Annotated in this window: 15 protein-coding genes; 2 read left to right on the forward strand and 13 right to left on the reverse strand. The window is 62.3% G+C overall.

Going from position 1 to position 14,762, the window contains the following annotated elements:
• Window positions 1-2 precede the first annotated feature (2 nt).
• On the reverse strand, window positions 3-287 hold the full coding sequence (locus CCANI_RS07450; protein WP_186750449.1) for a hypothetical protein: 285 nt from the start codon (window positions 285-287) through the stop codon (window positions 3-5).
• A gap of 224 nt (window positions 288-511) precedes the next feature.
• Window positions 512-1,885: a helix-turn-helix domain-containing protein gene (locus CCANI_RS07455; protein WP_146325786.1), complete on the reverse strand. Its 1,374-nt coding sequence runs from the start codon at window positions 1,883-1,885 to the stop codon at window positions 512-514.
• A gap of 44 nt (window positions 1,886-1,929) precedes the next feature.
• On the opposite strand from CCANI_RS07455, the gene CCANI_RS07460 reads away from it, so the two are divergent.
• Complete coding sequence (locus CCANI_RS07460) at window positions 1,930-2,226, forward strand: hypothetical protein (protein ID WP_146324794.1); 297 nt, start codon at window positions 1,930-1,932, stop codon at window positions 2,224-2,226.
• A 520-nt stretch (window positions 2,227-2,746) separates the two neighbouring features.
• Here the strand turns inward: CCANI_RS07460 and uvrC are convergent.
• The 11 genes from uvrC to CCANI_RS07515 all read right to left on the reverse strand — a co-directional run bounded on the left by uvrC (window position 2,747) and on the right by CCANI_RS07515 (window position 14,232).
• On the reverse strand, window positions 2,747-4,684 hold the full coding sequence (gene uvrC, locus CCANI_RS07465; protein ID WP_146324795.1) for an excinuclease ABC subunit UvrC: 1,938 nt from the start codon (window positions 4,682-4,684) through the stop codon (window positions 2,747-2,749).
• A 4-nt stretch (window positions 4,685-4,688) separates the two neighbouring features.
• Entirely contained in the window at window positions 4,689-5,231 is a 543-nt protein-coding gene (locus CCANI_RS07470; protein WP_146324796.1) for a PH domain-containing protein, read from the reverse strand.
• 4 nt (window positions 5,232-5,235) lie between these two features.
• Window positions 5,236-5,700 (reverse strand): 6,7-dimethyl-8-ribityllumazine synthase, encoded by a 465-nt coding sequence (gene ribH / locus CCANI_RS07475; RefSeq protein WP_146324797.1) that lies wholly within the window; start codon window positions 5,698-5,700, stop codon window positions 5,236-5,238.
• Entirely contained in the window at window positions 5,697-6,950 is a 1,254-nt protein-coding gene (locus CCANI_RS07480; RefSeq protein WP_146324798.1) for a bifunctional 3,4-dihydroxy-2-butanone-4-phosphate synthase/GTP cyclohydrolase II, read from the reverse strand. The genes ribH and CCANI_RS07480 overlap by 4 nt, the downstream gene beginning before the upstream one ends.
• Before the next feature lie 41 nt (window positions 6,951-6,991).
• Complete coding sequence (locus tag CCANI_RS07485) at window positions 6,992-7,621, reverse strand: riboflavin synthase (RefSeq protein WP_146324799.1); 630 nt, start codon at window positions 7,619-7,621, stop codon at window positions 6,992-6,994.
• Window positions 7,622-8,581, reverse strand: coding sequence for a bifunctional diaminohydroxyphosphoribosylaminopyrimidine deaminase/5-amino-6-(5-phosphoribosylamino)uracil reductase RibD (gene ribD, locus CCANI_RS07490; protein ID WP_146324800.1), 960 nt, complete (start codon window positions 8,579-8,581; stop codon window positions 7,622-7,624).
• Window positions 8,582-9,229 carry a ribulose-phosphate 3-epimerase gene (gene rpe, locus CCANI_RS07495; protein ID WP_146324801.1) on the reverse strand — a complete coding sequence of 216 codons (648 nt, stop codon included), beginning with the start codon at window positions 9,227-9,229 and terminating at the stop codon, window positions 8,582-8,584.
• Window positions 9,230-9,239: 10 nt separating this feature from the next.
• Window positions 9,240-10,658 carry an RsmB/NOP family class I SAM-dependent RNA methyltransferase gene (locus CCANI_RS07500; RefSeq protein ID WP_146324802.1) on the reverse strand — a complete coding sequence of 473 codons (1,419 nt, stop codon included), beginning with the start codon at window positions 10,656-10,658 and terminating at the stop codon, window positions 9,240-9,242.
• Complete coding sequence (fmt, locus tag CCANI_RS07505; RefSeq protein ID WP_146324803.1) at window positions 10,655-11,590, reverse strand: methionyl-tRNA formyltransferase; 936 nt, start codon at window positions 11,588-11,590, stop codon at window positions 10,655-10,657. The genes CCANI_RS07500 and fmt overlap by 4 nt, the downstream gene beginning before the upstream one ends.
• 17 nt (window positions 11,591-11,607) lie before the next feature.
• A complete protein-coding gene (def, locus tag CCANI_RS07510) occupies window positions 11,608-12,120 on the reverse strand; it encodes a peptide deformylase (RefSeq protein WP_146324804.1) in 513 nt (170 codons plus the stop codon).
• A gap of 111 nt (window positions 12,121-12,231) precedes the next feature.
• Window positions 12,232-14,232: a primosomal protein N' gene (locus CCANI_RS07515; protein WP_146324805.1), complete on the reverse strand. Its 2,001-nt coding sequence runs from the start codon at window positions 14,230-14,232 to the stop codon at window positions 12,232-12,234.
• Between the two features lie 152 nt (window positions 14,233-14,384).
• On the opposite strand from CCANI_RS07515, the gene CCANI_RS07520 reads away from it, so the two are divergent.
• On the forward strand, window positions 14,385-14,750 hold the full coding sequence (locus CCANI_RS07520) for a cytochrome b5 domain-containing protein (protein ID WP_246118253.1): 366 nt from the start codon (window positions 14,385-14,387) through the stop codon (window positions 14,748-14,750).
• Window positions 14,751-14,762 lie beyond the last annotated feature (12 nt).

The following is a 14,762-nucleotide window of genomic DNA, read 5'->3' on the forward strand; positions in this document are numbered from 1 at the left end:
GTCTAGCTTTTGGGAGCAATGGTGTTGAAGGGGTTGGGAGTGGTGGTGTTGAAGGGGTTGGGAGTGGTGGTGTTGAAGGGGTTGGGAGTGGTGGTGTTGAAGGGGTTGGGAGTGGTGGTGTTGTAGGGGTGGGAGTGCTGGTGCGGAAATGGATTGCGCGATGGTTCGGCCCGAGACCTTTTGTCCTGTGCCGTGGCCTGCATCATCTGCGCTACTGAGCCGAAGTGCTTTGCTGATGCCTGTCCCTGCGGATTGCGGCCGAGCGCACCGAGATGGGTTGTGTGCAACCGCCTAGATCCGCCGATTGGTTGTGCGCAACCGCCGACCTGGGCTCGTCTTTCTATTCTTCATTCAGGGGTCTTACGAAGAAATTCCGGACGAATCTGGGCCAAAAACGCTGTGTAGAATCTCGCGACCTTGGTAACACTCTGTGCCATCACCTTGGTAACAATCAGTATCATCACCTTGGTGACAACCAGTAGCATTACCTTGGTAACGCGCGAGCGGGTAGTTAATCCTCTAGTTCAGCAGCGGCGGTGGGGTGTTGTTGTAGCCATTGCTGCTGTCGTTTGAGAAACCACGGCGGGGCCTCGTGGAGGTACGCGCCGATGATTTTCCAAAGGGGTACGGTGGCGCCGATCGGTTCGCCGAGCACGTTTAGTGGCAGTGGGATTCGCAGGACCATGACGCCGTCGACGGAATCGAATAGCGCGTATTCATCGTCGGTGTGAACGACGTAGTAGTGCTTATCGGTAAGCCGTTTGGGGATATTGATGTAGTACCCCGCGAGCGCGAAACGTGGTCTGGACGAGGGTTTGATGTACAGCATTGCTGGATCCTGGTCGAGGCCATCTGCAGCGCTGGGGGACTCGCTCGAACGGGCCTGCCGGTATTTTTCAATCTCTGCAGTCAATTGCTCCTGGGTGATGGGCTCGCCGCTACTAGGGCGGTGTTCGATGCTGTCCCAGGCCTGTTTCGGGGTCATACCCCCGAGTGCTTGATGCCTCCGCTTGTTGTTGTAGTACTCCCGGTATTCACTGAGCAATTCCTTCAATTTGGCCTCAGTACTGGGCTTGTGCGCATCAAGGAACTTCACCAAGGTTTGATGGGAGCGTTCGTTTTTGCCTTGGGTTTGGGGATGATCCGCCCGGCCAGTAATGGCCTCACAACCCTTGACGGCAAGAAACCGATGCAGCGCAGTGATCCGGCCCCGGCGAATCTGATTAAACGCGCCACCATTATCGCTCAGCAATTGGCGCGGTACCCCATAGACACGGATCGCGTTAACTACACAGTTCAACGCATCTGCCCCATTCTCCGGCTTGGTGCCATACGTAGTACCCACATCAAATCGGGTTGCATCATCGATGAGCTGGTAAATCGTGATCACAGTGCCCGCCGGAGTAGCGAGCCGATAGGAAAACGCATCCAGCTGCCACAACTCCATGGCACAGGATCGCTCGAAGCGCACTATCGATGAGCGAGGCCGCTTCCGGGGATTCTTCGCGACCACACCCGCAGCAGCCAGAATCCGAGCAATCGTCGACACCGAAGGAATCGGCTGCACCACATTCGGCTGATCAATCAACGCATACCAAATGGATCGCGGCCCATTATCCCAACCAAATTGGCCAAGCCGCTCCCGCATCGCAAGCACCATCGACACCGTAGCCTCATCATAGGTAGTCGCAGGCTTATGCGGCGCACTCGACCGCGGATGCAGCGCCCCAAATCCTTCCTGCTCAAAACGCTTTTTGATCGCATAATACGTTTTCCGGCTAATGCCATGAACCGCACAAAACTCCGTAATACTCATGCCGTTCGCGGCACACGGATCAAATTCAACAATTAAACGCCGCACATTCGGCGAAAGAGGACGAACCATGCACCTAATTGAAAACGAACACCACCAAAATCGTTTCCACGGTCATGAGACTCGTTGCATCCAAGGCCATGAGACAGACTGTTACCAAGGACATGAGACAGGTTGTCACCAAGGTGATGAAACAGGTTGTTACCAAGGTCCTGAGAGATGACAGGCCAAAAACGCTGCAAATCGTCTTTTTATTCTTCGTTGGACACCCCAATGAAGAAAATCCGGACGATCGCAGGTCAACGGCTGCACACAACCTATCGGCGAAAGCTGCCGAGAGAGCAATCCCGGGCAATAAGGTTCGAACTTTCTCGAACCCTCAGCCTCGCCGGATCTGCTTCAGGCAGATCTGACAGGGCAAGTTCGGCGTCCTGCGGAAACACCGCCGCGCAACGGCCGGCGTGTCAAATCTGCCTGAGCGCTGAGCTCGTCGGCCGATTTCGGCCCCCAAGTCACCCCAGCGGCAATAGGTTGTGCACCACCACCTAGGCCGCCGATGGGTTGTGCGCAACCGCCGACCTGGGGCTGGTCTTTCTATTCTTCATTCGGGGGTCTTTCGGGGGTCTCACGAAGAAATTCCGGACGAATCTTGGCCAAAAACGCTGCAAATCGTCTTTCCATTCTTCGTTCGGCACCCCAATGAAGAAATTCCGGACGATCGCAGGTCAACGGCTGCACACAACCTATCCCGAGCCACACACAACCTATCCCGAGCCACACACAACCTATCCCGAGCCACACACAACCTATCCCGAGCCACACACAACCTATCAGGGCAAGCTGTTGGCAAGGCCGTGAAGCACAGACAAGATTGAACCTTTGCCAGCCATCGACCCGGCCACATCTGCCTCAGCCAGATCCAACAGAGCGGGTTCACTCCTCCGGATGCAATGCCTCAAATACGGATTGCGCGAGTTTCGGCCCGAAGCCTTTTACCTGCACAATGTCCTCCACGGAGGCTTGTTTCAGCTGCGCCACCGAGCCGAAGTGTTTGACTAGTTCCTGCCGCCGCGCCGCGCCGAGGCCTTTCACCGAATCCAGTGCCGAGGCGCGCATCCGCTGCGAACGCTGCTGCCGGTGGAAGGTAATAGCAAATCTGTGCGCCTCGTCGCGGAGTTGCTGCAGCAGGAAGAGCGCGGGCGAGGTGCGGGACAGAATCAGGGGGTCTTCCTCCCCCGGCAGCCACACCTCTTCCAGCCGTTTGGCTAACCCGATAAGGGTGACGTCCACGATGCCGAGCTCATCGAACACCTGTTGGGCGGCATTGACTTGCGGCAGCCCGCCGTCGACGATAAACAGCTGCGGCGGATATGCGAACCTTTGTTTGGTTGGCTCGTCCGTAAAGGCCTCTGCATCCGGCACCGCGAGGCGATCCTCGTGGTACCGCTGGAAGCGCCGCCGCACCACTTCGGCGATGGAGGCGACGTCGTTGGAGTGCCCGTCCCCCGCCGCGTCCCGGATTTTATACCTGCGGTAGTCCGATTTTTTGGGCAGCCCGTCTTCGAACACCACCAGCGAGGCCACCACGTCCGTGCCCTGTATGTGCGAAACGTCCGTGCATTCGATGCGCAGCACCGGTTGGTCGAGCAGCAGCGTCTCTTGGAGTTCCTGCAGCGCCGCCGACCGAGCCGTCAAGTCGCCCACACGTTTGAGTTTGTGTTGCTTGAGGGCCTCTTGGGCATTGCGCTCCACGGTCTGAGCAAGGTCGCGCTTATCCCCGCGTTGCGGCACCCTGATCTGCACTTTACTGCCGCGCAGCTGTGTCAGCCAGGCTTCAAGATTCGCGGCGTCCGCGGGCCGTTCCGGCACCAGCACTTCCCGCGGAATCGGCGATATGTTCGCCTCGCTTGTCGACGCCGCAACTGCCGCAGCGTGTTCGCTCGCGTCACCGTAGAATTGCAGCAGGAAATCTTGCAACATCTGGGGAAGCGAACCGGTGTTCTCCACGACCCAGCCCCGCTGGCCGCGGATCCGGCCGCCCCGGATATGGAAGATATGCACCGCGGCCTCGAGGTCATCGGTGGCGGTGGCGATGATGTCCGCATCGGTGCCATCGCCCAGCACCACGGCCTGGCGTTCCATCACCTTGGTAATAGCTTCCAGATCATCCCGTAGGCGCGCGGCACGTTCGAAATCCAGTTCGTCTGCGGCGGCGTGCATTTCCGCGGTGAGTTGCTTCACCACGGCGTCGGTATGCCCGGCCATAAAGCTGCAGAAATCGGCAACCAGTTCGCGGTGCTCCTCGGCGGTCACCTTGCCCACGCAAGGCGCGCAACACTTATCTATATAGCCGAGCAGGCAGGGGCGGCCGAGCTGTTGGTGGCGCCGAAACACCCCCTGCGAACAGGTGCGTATGGGAAACACGCGGGTGATCAAATCCAGCGTTTCACGAATCGCCCAAGCGTGCGAATACGGGCCGAAATAACGCACCCCGCGGCGGCGCGCCCCGCGATAGACGAAGGCGCGCGGATATTCGGAACCGATGGAAACCGCGAGCATGGGATAGGACTTATCGTCGCGGTATTTCACATTGAAGCGCGGGTCGAAACGCTTGATCCAGGTGTATTCCAGCTGCAGGGCCTCCACCTCGCTGGACACAACCGTCCAATCCACCCGGTTCGCGGTGGTCACCATGGTGCGGGTGCGCGGATGCAGCTGGGTTAGATCCTGGAAATAATTCGACAGGCGCGCGCGGAGGTTTTTGGCCTTGCCCACGTAGATGACCCGCCCGTCGCTATCCTGGAAGGTATACACGCCCGGCTCCGGCGGAACGGTGCCGGGTGCTGGGCGGTACGTGGCAGGATCCGCCATCAGGCTAGTCCTCCGGCATGTAGCGGTCTTCCAGCTCCCGGAACTTGGTCACCGCCTGCACTACGGCCGCGCCGTCTGCGGATTGGAAGGCCCACATGGGTACGAACTCAAAGTCGGGCAATTCCAAGCGCGCCCAGCGATCCGACTTTGGGAAGGACAGGCCGTAGACCACGGCCCAGGGGTAGAACCGGGTGCCGATGAAATTGCGCACCTCCACGCCATCGCCGTTGGCGCGCACGCGCGGGCGCTGCAACCCCAACGCCACCACCGCAAAGATAATCCCGACGCCCACGAACGCCCACTGATCCACGGTGGTAACGGCGGCACCGGTATCCCCGACGGCAACCACCATGGCCATGAAAATGTGCAGGCCCAGCACCAAGATCGCGGAAACCCATGCGATGAGCTTCATGCGTTTCGAGGTAACCACCAGGTCCCACGGTTTATCGGTGGTGGTGGCGGCATCGGCGGCGACGAGGCGTTCCGTCGCCCGTTCCTTTGCAAGGCGATCAGTGTCCGGGGCAGGTTGCGAGGCGTTCACGGCCATTAGTCTAGCCTTTTCGGATCGCGGCGAGCACACAGGCGGTGTGCAGCGCCGCCATGGTCGCATCCGCACCCTTGTCTTCATGCTCACCCGTACGTTCGATTGCCTGCTCGCGCGTATTGGTAGTGAGCACGCCATTGCCAATCGGCGTGGCGTGGTCCAACGCGATGCGCGTCAATCCCTGCGTCACAGAATCACACACATAGTCGAAGTGCGGGGTGCCGCCGCGGATCACGCAAGCAAGGGCCACCACGGCGTCGAAACGCGGTGCTAACTCCTGCACTACCACGGGCACCTCCAACGCCCCCACGACGCGATATTCCTGCACGTGGGCGCCGCAACGCTCGGCGGTGGCGACGGCGGAATTACGGAGGCGTTCGCAAATATCGGCGTTCCACGAGGCGGTGACGATGGCCACGCTCATGCCGCTGGCATCGATATCGTCGAGTGTGGGCAAACCTGCAGCGCTCATTGCTCTCCTTCGAACTCCGCGACCTCCGGAAGCTCGTGCCCCATGCGGTCCCGTTTGGTGCGGAGATAGTTCACATTATCCGCATGAACCTCCACCGGAACGGGGGTACGGCCGGCGATGCTGATCCCGTGCCCCGTCAACCCGTGGCGCTTCGTCGGATTATTACTGATCAAATTCAATGACGTGATGCCTAAGTCTCGCAGGATTTGCGCACCTGTTCCAAACTCGCGCGCGTCCGCCGGGTAACCCAACGTCAGGTTCGCGTCCACCGTGTCCGCGCCCTCGTCCTGCAATTGGTAGGCCTGCAGCTTGGCCAGCAGCCCGATGCCGCGCCCCTCATGGCCGCGCATATACAGCACCACGCCCCGGCCTTGTTCTTGGACATAGCGGAGGGAATAGTGCAGCTGTTGGCCGCAATCGCAACGCCTGGATCCGAACACATCGCCGGTAAGGCATTCGGAGTGCACACGTACGGGAACATCGCCCCCGGTAACGTCGCCCACCACCAGCGCCACGTGCTCGACGCCGTCGAGGGTATTGCGGTAGCCGACGGCGCGGAACTCGCCGAAATCCGTAGGCAACCGCGTCTCGGTCACACGTTCAACAAGCACCTCGTGCTGGCGGCGCCATTCGATCAACTGGGCGATGGATATCATGCGCAGTCCGTGCGCGTCGGCGAACCTCCGCAGCTCCGGGGCGCGCGCCATATCGGTGGGATCGTCCTCGCTCACAATTTCGCACAGCACGCCGGCGGGGGCGCAACCCGCCAACCGCGCCAGGTCCACGGCGGCCTCCGTGTGGCCGGCGCGCACCAACACCCCGCCGGGCCGGGCGCGCAATGGCACCACGTGTCCGGGGCGGGTGAAATCGGCCGGGCCGAACTCCGGGGAGGCGAGCCGACGCAAGGTTTCGCTCCGGCTGGCGGCTGAAATCCCGGTGGTTCCGGTCGCCGCGTCCACGGTGACGGTGTAGGCTGTGGCGCGCACGTCCTGGTTGACGGCGGCCATCGGCGGCAATCCGAGCCGATCGCACTCTTCGCTGGTCAGCGGGGCGCAAATATACCCGGAGGTGTGGCGCACCATAAAGGCGACCAGCTCCGGGGTGGATTTTTCTGCGGCGAAAATAAGGTCGCCTTCGTTTTCACGGTCCTCGTCATCGACCACAACGACGGGCTTGCCCGCCGCGATATCCGCAATGGCCGCCTCAATGCTATCGAGACGCACGCTCGCGGCCTGTTTTTCGTCTTCCACCGATTGCTACTCTCACGTGTTTTCTGGGTTGTGTTCCAAAATCACTGTACCCCGGGCGCTTGCTCGGCCCCGCCCCGCTCCACCCTTGAGCCGAGCATACGTTCAACGTATTTGGCCACCACATCGACCTCTAGGTTTACCGTTTGCCCCGCGCGCAGCTCGCCCAGGGTGGTATCACGCAGCGTCGTAGGTATGAGCGAAACCTCGAAGTAATCCGACCCTAGATTCGAAACTGTTAGCGAGGTTCCGTCAACGGTTATCGAGCCCTTCTCCACCACATAGCGCGCCAACCGCTCCGGCAGCGAAAAACGCAGCACATCCCAGTGGGGCGTATGTTCGAGCTGAAGCAATTCTGCGGTGCTGTCGACGTGCCCTTGCACGATGTGCCCGCCCAGCCGCGAATTCAGCGCCGCGGCCCGTTCCAGGTTCACATGCCCGCCCACCTGCACCTTGCCCAGGCTCGAACGGGCGAGCGTTTCCGCCATGCAATCCGCGCTAAAGGTCGAGGCGGTCCGCTCCGCAACCGTCAAGCACACACCATTGACCGCGATGGAATCGCCGAGTTTCGCGTCGCTCAGCACGGCCTCCGCGGCGACGGTGATACGCATCGAATCACCCATTTGTTCTACCGCCGCCACGCGCCCGATTTCCTCAATGATCCCGGTAAACATTCACGCTCCTAATTCCACGAACACATCGTCCCCGAGCTGGGTAACGCTGCGCATATGGTACCTCTTCGCATCACTTATCGACGCCCCGACCGCCGCCGTAAGCACGCCCCTCCCCGCCCCCAGCAGCGCGGGCGCGATATAGGCATGGATCGCATCTACGAGCCCCGCTTGGAGGAAGGCGGTGGCGAGTGTGGCGCCGCCTTCCAGCAGCACATCGCGGCACCCTAGATCCCATAATTCGCGGATACATTCGTCGATGGTGCTGTAGCACAAATAATCGCCCGGCACGCTACGTGTGCCCACCACCACCCGCAGCGGTTGGTGCGGATACAAGGTGCCATCCGCCGCGCGGGCGGTCAGCTGCGGGCGATCCACAAGGGCGGTTCCGGTGCCCACAATGATCGCGTCCCGGCGGGCCCGATCCCGGTGCGCATGCTGCCGCGCCGACTCCCCGGTGATCCACTTGCTAGTCCCATCCAGGGCGGCGGTAAAACCATCGAGCGTGTGTGCGGTCTTCCAGGTGATGTGCGGGCGCCCCAAACGCACCGCGCGCAGCCATGGGCGCAGCGTGGGTACTTCGCCCGAAAGCTGCGTCACGGCCACTCCGGCGCGGCGCAGAAACTCCGCCCCGCCCGCGGCCGCCACATTGGGATCCGAATGCACGTACGCCACCTCCGCAACCCCGGCGGCCACCAGCGCCGCCGCACACGGTCCGGTCCTGCCGGTGTGATTGCAAGGTTCCAGGGTGACCACGGCGGTGCCGCCGCGGGCGCGTTCCCCGGCTTGGCGCAGCGCCATGACCTCGGCGTGCGGGCCGCCCGGCGGCTGCGTGGCCCCCACACCCACGATCTCCCCGTTGGCGTCGCACACGGCGGCACCCACCGGCGGGTTGGGGCTGGTGGTGCCCACGACGGCTTCGGAAGCGGCAATGGCCGCCGCCAAAGCTTGCGAATAATCCATCTATCCGGCGGCGATTTCCGCGAGCTCGCGCACGGCCGCGTCCGGATCATCGGCCCCAAAGACCGCGGATCCCGCCACATACGCATCGCAACCGGCGGCCGCCGCCTGCCCGATGGTGGCGGCGGAAATGCCGCCATCGATTTCGATCAGGGTGTGCAAGCCCCGGTCATCGATCTCCTTGCGCAGGGTGCGCACCTTCTCCAATTGGTCCGGCATAAAGGATTGCCCGCCAAATCCGGGCTCCACGCTCATCACCAGCACAATATCGAAATGTTCGAGGTCTTTCAGATACGGCTCGATGGCGGTGCCCGGCCGCAGCGAGAACCCGGCGCGCACGCCTTGCTCCCGCAGGTACTTGGCCAACGCGACGTGATCGTCAACAGCCTCGACGTGGAAAGTGATGCCCGCGGCGCCCGCTTTGATGTATTCGTCCACCCACAATTGGGGGTTTTCGATCATCAGGTGCACGTCCAGCGGTTTATCCGTCACCTTGTGAACGTCTGCGGTAATGCTTGGCCCAAAGGAAAGATTTGGAACAAAGTGTCCATCCATGATGTCCACGTGGATCCAGTCCGCGCTCGGCACGGCGCGAATCTCATCCCCTAAACGTGCGAAGTCGGCGGCCAAAATAGAAGGTGCGATGAACATACTTGTGAGTTTACGTCACCGGTTTGCGCAGTACCGCGAAAAACATCGCATCGGTCCCGTGCCGGTGCGGCCACATCTGCACCGATTTCTCAAAACCAACATCGCTCATGCCCGGCACCAACGGATGCGCGTCCAATTCCTCCGCGCCAAGCTCACGCACCGCGCGATCCACCACTTCGCGGGTTTCCCGCAGATCCGGCGAACAGGTGGAATAGACCACAGTGCCGCCCGGCCGCAACAACTCATACGCGGCGCTCAACAGTTCGAATTGTAGAACGCTGAGCTCGGCGATATCCGACTCCTGCTTCCGCCACCGCGCCTCTGGACGACGCCGCAACGCGCCCAGTCCGGAGCACGGCGCGTCCACCAAAATGCGATCGTATCCGGGTTTCAAACCCGATTTTTTCCCGTCCGCAACGTGCACATCCACCGGCAGACCGTCGGTGAGTTGTGCCACGAGTTGGGCGCGATGGGGGGCGATTTCCACGGCGTCGACACGCGCGCCATCGATGCGTGCCAGCGCCCCCATCAATGCCGCTTTACCGCCCGGACCTGCGCAAAGATCGAGCCAACGCCCGGTGTCCTCGCCCTCGATGGGCGCTTGCACCACGGCGCGCGCGATCAGCTGACTGCCCTCGTCCTGCACCGCGGCGAGCCCCTGCCGCACAGGCTCCAACGCCCCTGGGTCGCCGCCATCCAAATACACGGCGTATGGGGAGTATTTGCCTTCCTCGCCGCCGGTGATCAGCGCCAGCTCTTCCGCACTCATCTCGCCCGGCCGCGCAGCCAAATGTACTTTCGGACGTTCGGAATCAGCTTCGAGAGCCGCACCCAGCTCACCAATGCCGATCGTGCGTGCGAAACTCTCGGCGATCCAGGTGGGGTGCGCGTGCCGGAACGCCAACTCGGGCACCTCGCCCTTCGGCGCGGCCTTGGCCAACCACGATTCGCGGCTCGAGCGCGTCAGCGTCCGCATCAGGCCATTCGCAAACCCTTTCACCTTTTCCGCAACCAAACGTACGGTCGTATCAACGGCGGCGTGCGGCTCCACCCGCGTGTACAACACCTGGTACGCGCCGAGCCGCAACGCATCCAGCAACGCCGGATCGATGTTCTCCACCGGGCGTGTCGACGCCGCGTCAATCACCGCATCTAGCACCCCCAGCGTGCGGAGCGTGCCATAGGTGATCTCGGTGGCGAACGCCGCATCGCGCCCCCGAATGCCGCGCTGCCGCAACATCTTCGGAAGCACCAGGTTCGCATAGGCGTCCTCTTCGCGCACTTGTGTGAGAACGTCGAAGGCCGCGAGGCGGGGTTCATCTACGTCCGGGCGCTCTTCCCGCGCGGGGCGTTCCACCCGTTGCCGCCGCTTCGCCTGCTCTTTTTCCTGCTGTACGGAGCGCCGGCTCCGGGATCGAAAACCGCTCATTGCCACACCATTCCTTCAATATCCTTAGCGCCGCGCGCCCACGCATCCGCCTGCATCATGGTCTTGCCGGGCGGCTGCACCTTGCCCAGCAGCACCGCGGTCGAACCGGTGCCAACGTAAACGCCACTCTTTTCGATCGCCAACTTGCCCGGCGCGAGATCATCCCGATCGGTGACGGCCACCGGCCCCACCTTCAAGCGCGCCTCACCCGCCTGCGTCCAAGCGCCAGGACCAGGGGTGTGGGCGCGGATCGCGCGATCAATCGCCTCGGCGCTGTCGGCCCAGGAAATGCGGGCGTCTTCCTTGGTGATCTTTGCGGCGTAGGTCGGCTCGCCCACCTGCGGTTTCGCGACTACGGTGCCCGCCTCTAAACCGTCCATGGTTTCGACAAGAAGGTCGCCGCCCGTATGTGCGAGACGCGTAAGTAAATCGTCGGCGGTGTCGGTGGGCAAAATGTCCTCCGCGACCGTCGCCAACACGGGTCCGGTATCTAGGCCCTCTTCGATGCGGAAAACCGAGGCGCCGGTGCGCTGGTCGCCCGCCTTGATCGCGGCCTGCACGGGTGTCGCGCCACGCCACGCCGGCAAGAGTGAAAAGTGCAGGTTCACCCATCCATGCGGGGCTATGTCCAGCAAATCCCGGGTGATCAGGTTGCCGTAGGCGACCACCGGGATGCATTCGGGCGCCAGTTCGCGCAATCGGGCGCGCACGTGCTGGCCGTCTTCGGTGTCGGGTTTCAGGCTGGTGGGTTTCAGCACCTCGATGCCGTGCTGCGCCGCGAGTCGCGCCACGGGCGAGGGCTGCAAGCTGCGCCCCCGACCTTGTTTCGCGTCTGGGCGAGTAAGCACGGCTACAACCTCGTGCTGCGAGGCAAGGAGTTTTTGCAATGCCACGACTGCGGGCTCAGGGGTGCCCGCGAAAACTAACCGCATATGTGTATCGGCCTTTCCTAGCGTTGGAACCAATCGGATTTGCGAATCTCCCCCATGGCTTCTTTGCGGAGCTTCGGCTCCAACCGCTTGAGAAAAAGCACGCCATCCAAGTGGTCTGTTTCGTGCTGAATGCACCGCGCGAGCAGCCCGTCCGCCACGATCTCAATTGGCTTACCGGTGACGTCCTGGCCGGTCACCCGCACGTGGGCGAAGCGTTCGGTATCTTTGCGGACCCCCGGAATGGACAGGCAACCTTCGGCATCGGTGACCGTTTCCTCAGACAATGGCTCCCATACCGGGTTGACCACGTGGCCGCTGAGGGGCTCCCCATCATCATCGGAACAATCGAACACAAATACGCGGCGGGTCACGCCGACCTGGTTTGCGGCAAGCCCCACGCCATTGTGATGGGCCATGGTTTCCATCATGTCATCCACCAAATTCGCGAGGCTGCTATCAAACTCTGTCACCTCATCCGCTTTGGTTATCAGGACGGGGTCACCAAACAGGCGAATATCGCGGATGGTCATACTTCAGGGCGCTCCTTTAAAAATATCGCGTCGTTTTAGTATCCCACCCATACTAACCACAACCACCCCCAAGCTCTGATTCGCTCCCGCAGGTCAACGCTTGCGCGCGCACTATCCGATATGCAGGGGATCCACCTGAACCCGCAGCGGCAGCAGCTCCTTACGCGTCGCGCGAGCGACCTGGGCGGCGCGCAACGCCCGCCCCAATGACAAGCCTGCGGTCACCGGCACCCGCACCAAAATGCGTTGCACAGGTCCGGAAACCTGTTCGTCATATTCGCCCGGCAGCTTCACCCCCGGCGGCAAGTCCACGGGACCGAGGATTTCGCCGCCTTCCGGAATCTCCAATAGCTCGATGAATTGGTCGATCGCTTGGGCGGGCCCGTCCACCGCCGCCATGCGAACCGCAGGCGGGAACCCGACCTCGGCGCGTTGCTCAAGCTCCAATGCGGCGGCGCCGACCATATCCCATCGGATCAATGCCTGCACCACGGCCAGCCCGGGATCCGCCATGACCACCACCTCGCCGCCGCGCTTCACCAACGTGGCGGCGGCGGCCCAACGCGCCAATGTTTCCTCGGTGGCACGCAGGTCCTGCCTGCCCAGCAGCGCCCACGTATCCAACAGGATCAACGCACCGTACCGGCCGCGCGGTTCCGCGCCGGGCGTGGCCACCACGAGCTGCGGGGTTTCCTCGATGGCGGTGACGATGTGCGCGCCGCCGGAGGTGACGATCTTCACGCCGGGAAAAGCGCGCCCCAACTCCTCGGCGGTGCGCCCCGCACCCAACACCACGGCCCGCAATTTCACCGACCCACATTCGCCGCAGCGATGCCTGGAATCTGGGCGTCCACACCACCGGCAGGTAGGCACGGCTGCATCGCCGCCGGTAGGCAGACCCAAGGGCCCATTGCAATGCCGGCACCTGGCGGGGGAACCGCAAGATCCGCACGCCAAGGTGGGCACATAGCCGGTGCGCGGCACCTGCACCAGTGCGGGCTCTCCCCTGCCGAAGGCCTTCCGTACGGCCGCGAACGCGGCGCTGGGGAGCCTGGCCACCCCGGCCCGGGGGTCTCGCTCGAGGGCGAAATCCGAATCTCCCGCCGCAAACACATGTGGCATACGCGTTCGAATTACCTCGCGGGGGGCGACCAGATTATGCATCCAACCGCGCGCCACCAAAAGCTGGGTTTCCGCGGTCCGCGAATGCCCGGCTACAACCAGCGCGCATTGCTCCTTGGCGCTGCGCATGGTGAGCACCTCCCGCGCATGCACATAGGGGGCCCGCGGTTCGGCTAGGCTATCGTCCCCATCATGCACAATCACCGCCAGGCGCAGCTTGGCCACCGGGGCGAACGCCGCGCTGCGGGTGCCGATAACCAACCGGCCCTGCCCGTGCAGTACGGACAGAAACCGCCGGTAGCGGGCTTGGGGCCCTAGGGACGCGCCGAGGACAGTGATCTGTTTGGCGGAAACCCACTCCTTGCAGGCGGCCTCCAAGGCATCCACATCCCGCTGGTCCGGCACCACGATCAACGCACCACCGCCGTCGATCACAGTTTTGATTGCAAGGGCGGCAAGGGCCCGCGCCCAATCATCGCCTGGCGCGATCTGCCACGCCGCACGCGCCTTGGCGCCGGAGAGCACGGCGTCGACAAAAGACTCCCCATAGGCGTACGAAGACCATTGCGAAAGGTCCGGCTCGCTGACGGTGCCCAACTCCTCCCACGGAGTGCTGGTGTCGGCGGATTCCGCACCCGCATGGCGCGCGGGAATGGCGGCCCGGATCAGGTCACTACGCACGCCCGCATAACGTTCGGCGAGCGCCTCCACCAGTTCGCGGGTGCGCAATGGGTACACCACCTCCGGGGAAATCACGCGCTCCAGCCACGCCAATTCGCCCTGGTGTTCGGTGTGTGAAGAGCGTGAAATTACCAGCGCGTCCACTAGTCGGCCGGAAAAGCGCACGCGCACGCGGACCCCCGGCTGCACGGCTTCGTGCTGCTTAGAATCGACGCGGTAATCAAACAATCTATCGAGGTGTGGCAGGCCGAGGAGGGGCAAAACCCGGGCCACCGGAACCTCGGGCGCGGGCACTCGGGCTGTGGACATATCCAAGGATTCTACCGAAGGTTGACGCGCCGACTCGCCGCGAACTACACTGTGAATGAATATTCATTCTGTTCATTCACGCGTGGAAGTTTCTGAAAAGCCCACTAAACCAGTCTGGAGGAACAGTGAAAGCGATATGGATAACCACGGTAGTGATCATCGTGACGATCGTGATCATCGTGGTCGGCTATTACGCGGCGAAATCGCTAATGCCGCCGAACCCCAATGTTGGCGACGCCACCAAACTCGAACGCACGTTCACCCAAGAGGAGCTTTCGATCATCGAGGACCGCACCTTCACCATGGAGGAAGTCGCCGAACACAACGGCGCAGATGGGAAGGACGCCTACGTTGTTGTGAACGACGTCGTCTATGACGTATCGAACATTCCATCGTGGGTGCGCGGAATGCACCACGGCGTGAAAGCCGGCACAGACGCCACGGATCAGTTCGTAAACTCGACCCACGATTCGAAGACGCTGGAAAAGCTGACCGTCGTTGGCGGCGTGGAACCGTAGTAGGATACGAAC

Source organism: Corynebacterium canis (assembly GCF_030408595.1).
In the GTDB taxonomy this organism is placed as follows: domain Bacteria; phylum Actinomycetota; class Actinomycetes; order Mycobacteriales; family Mycobacteriaceae; genus Corynebacterium; species Corynebacterium canis.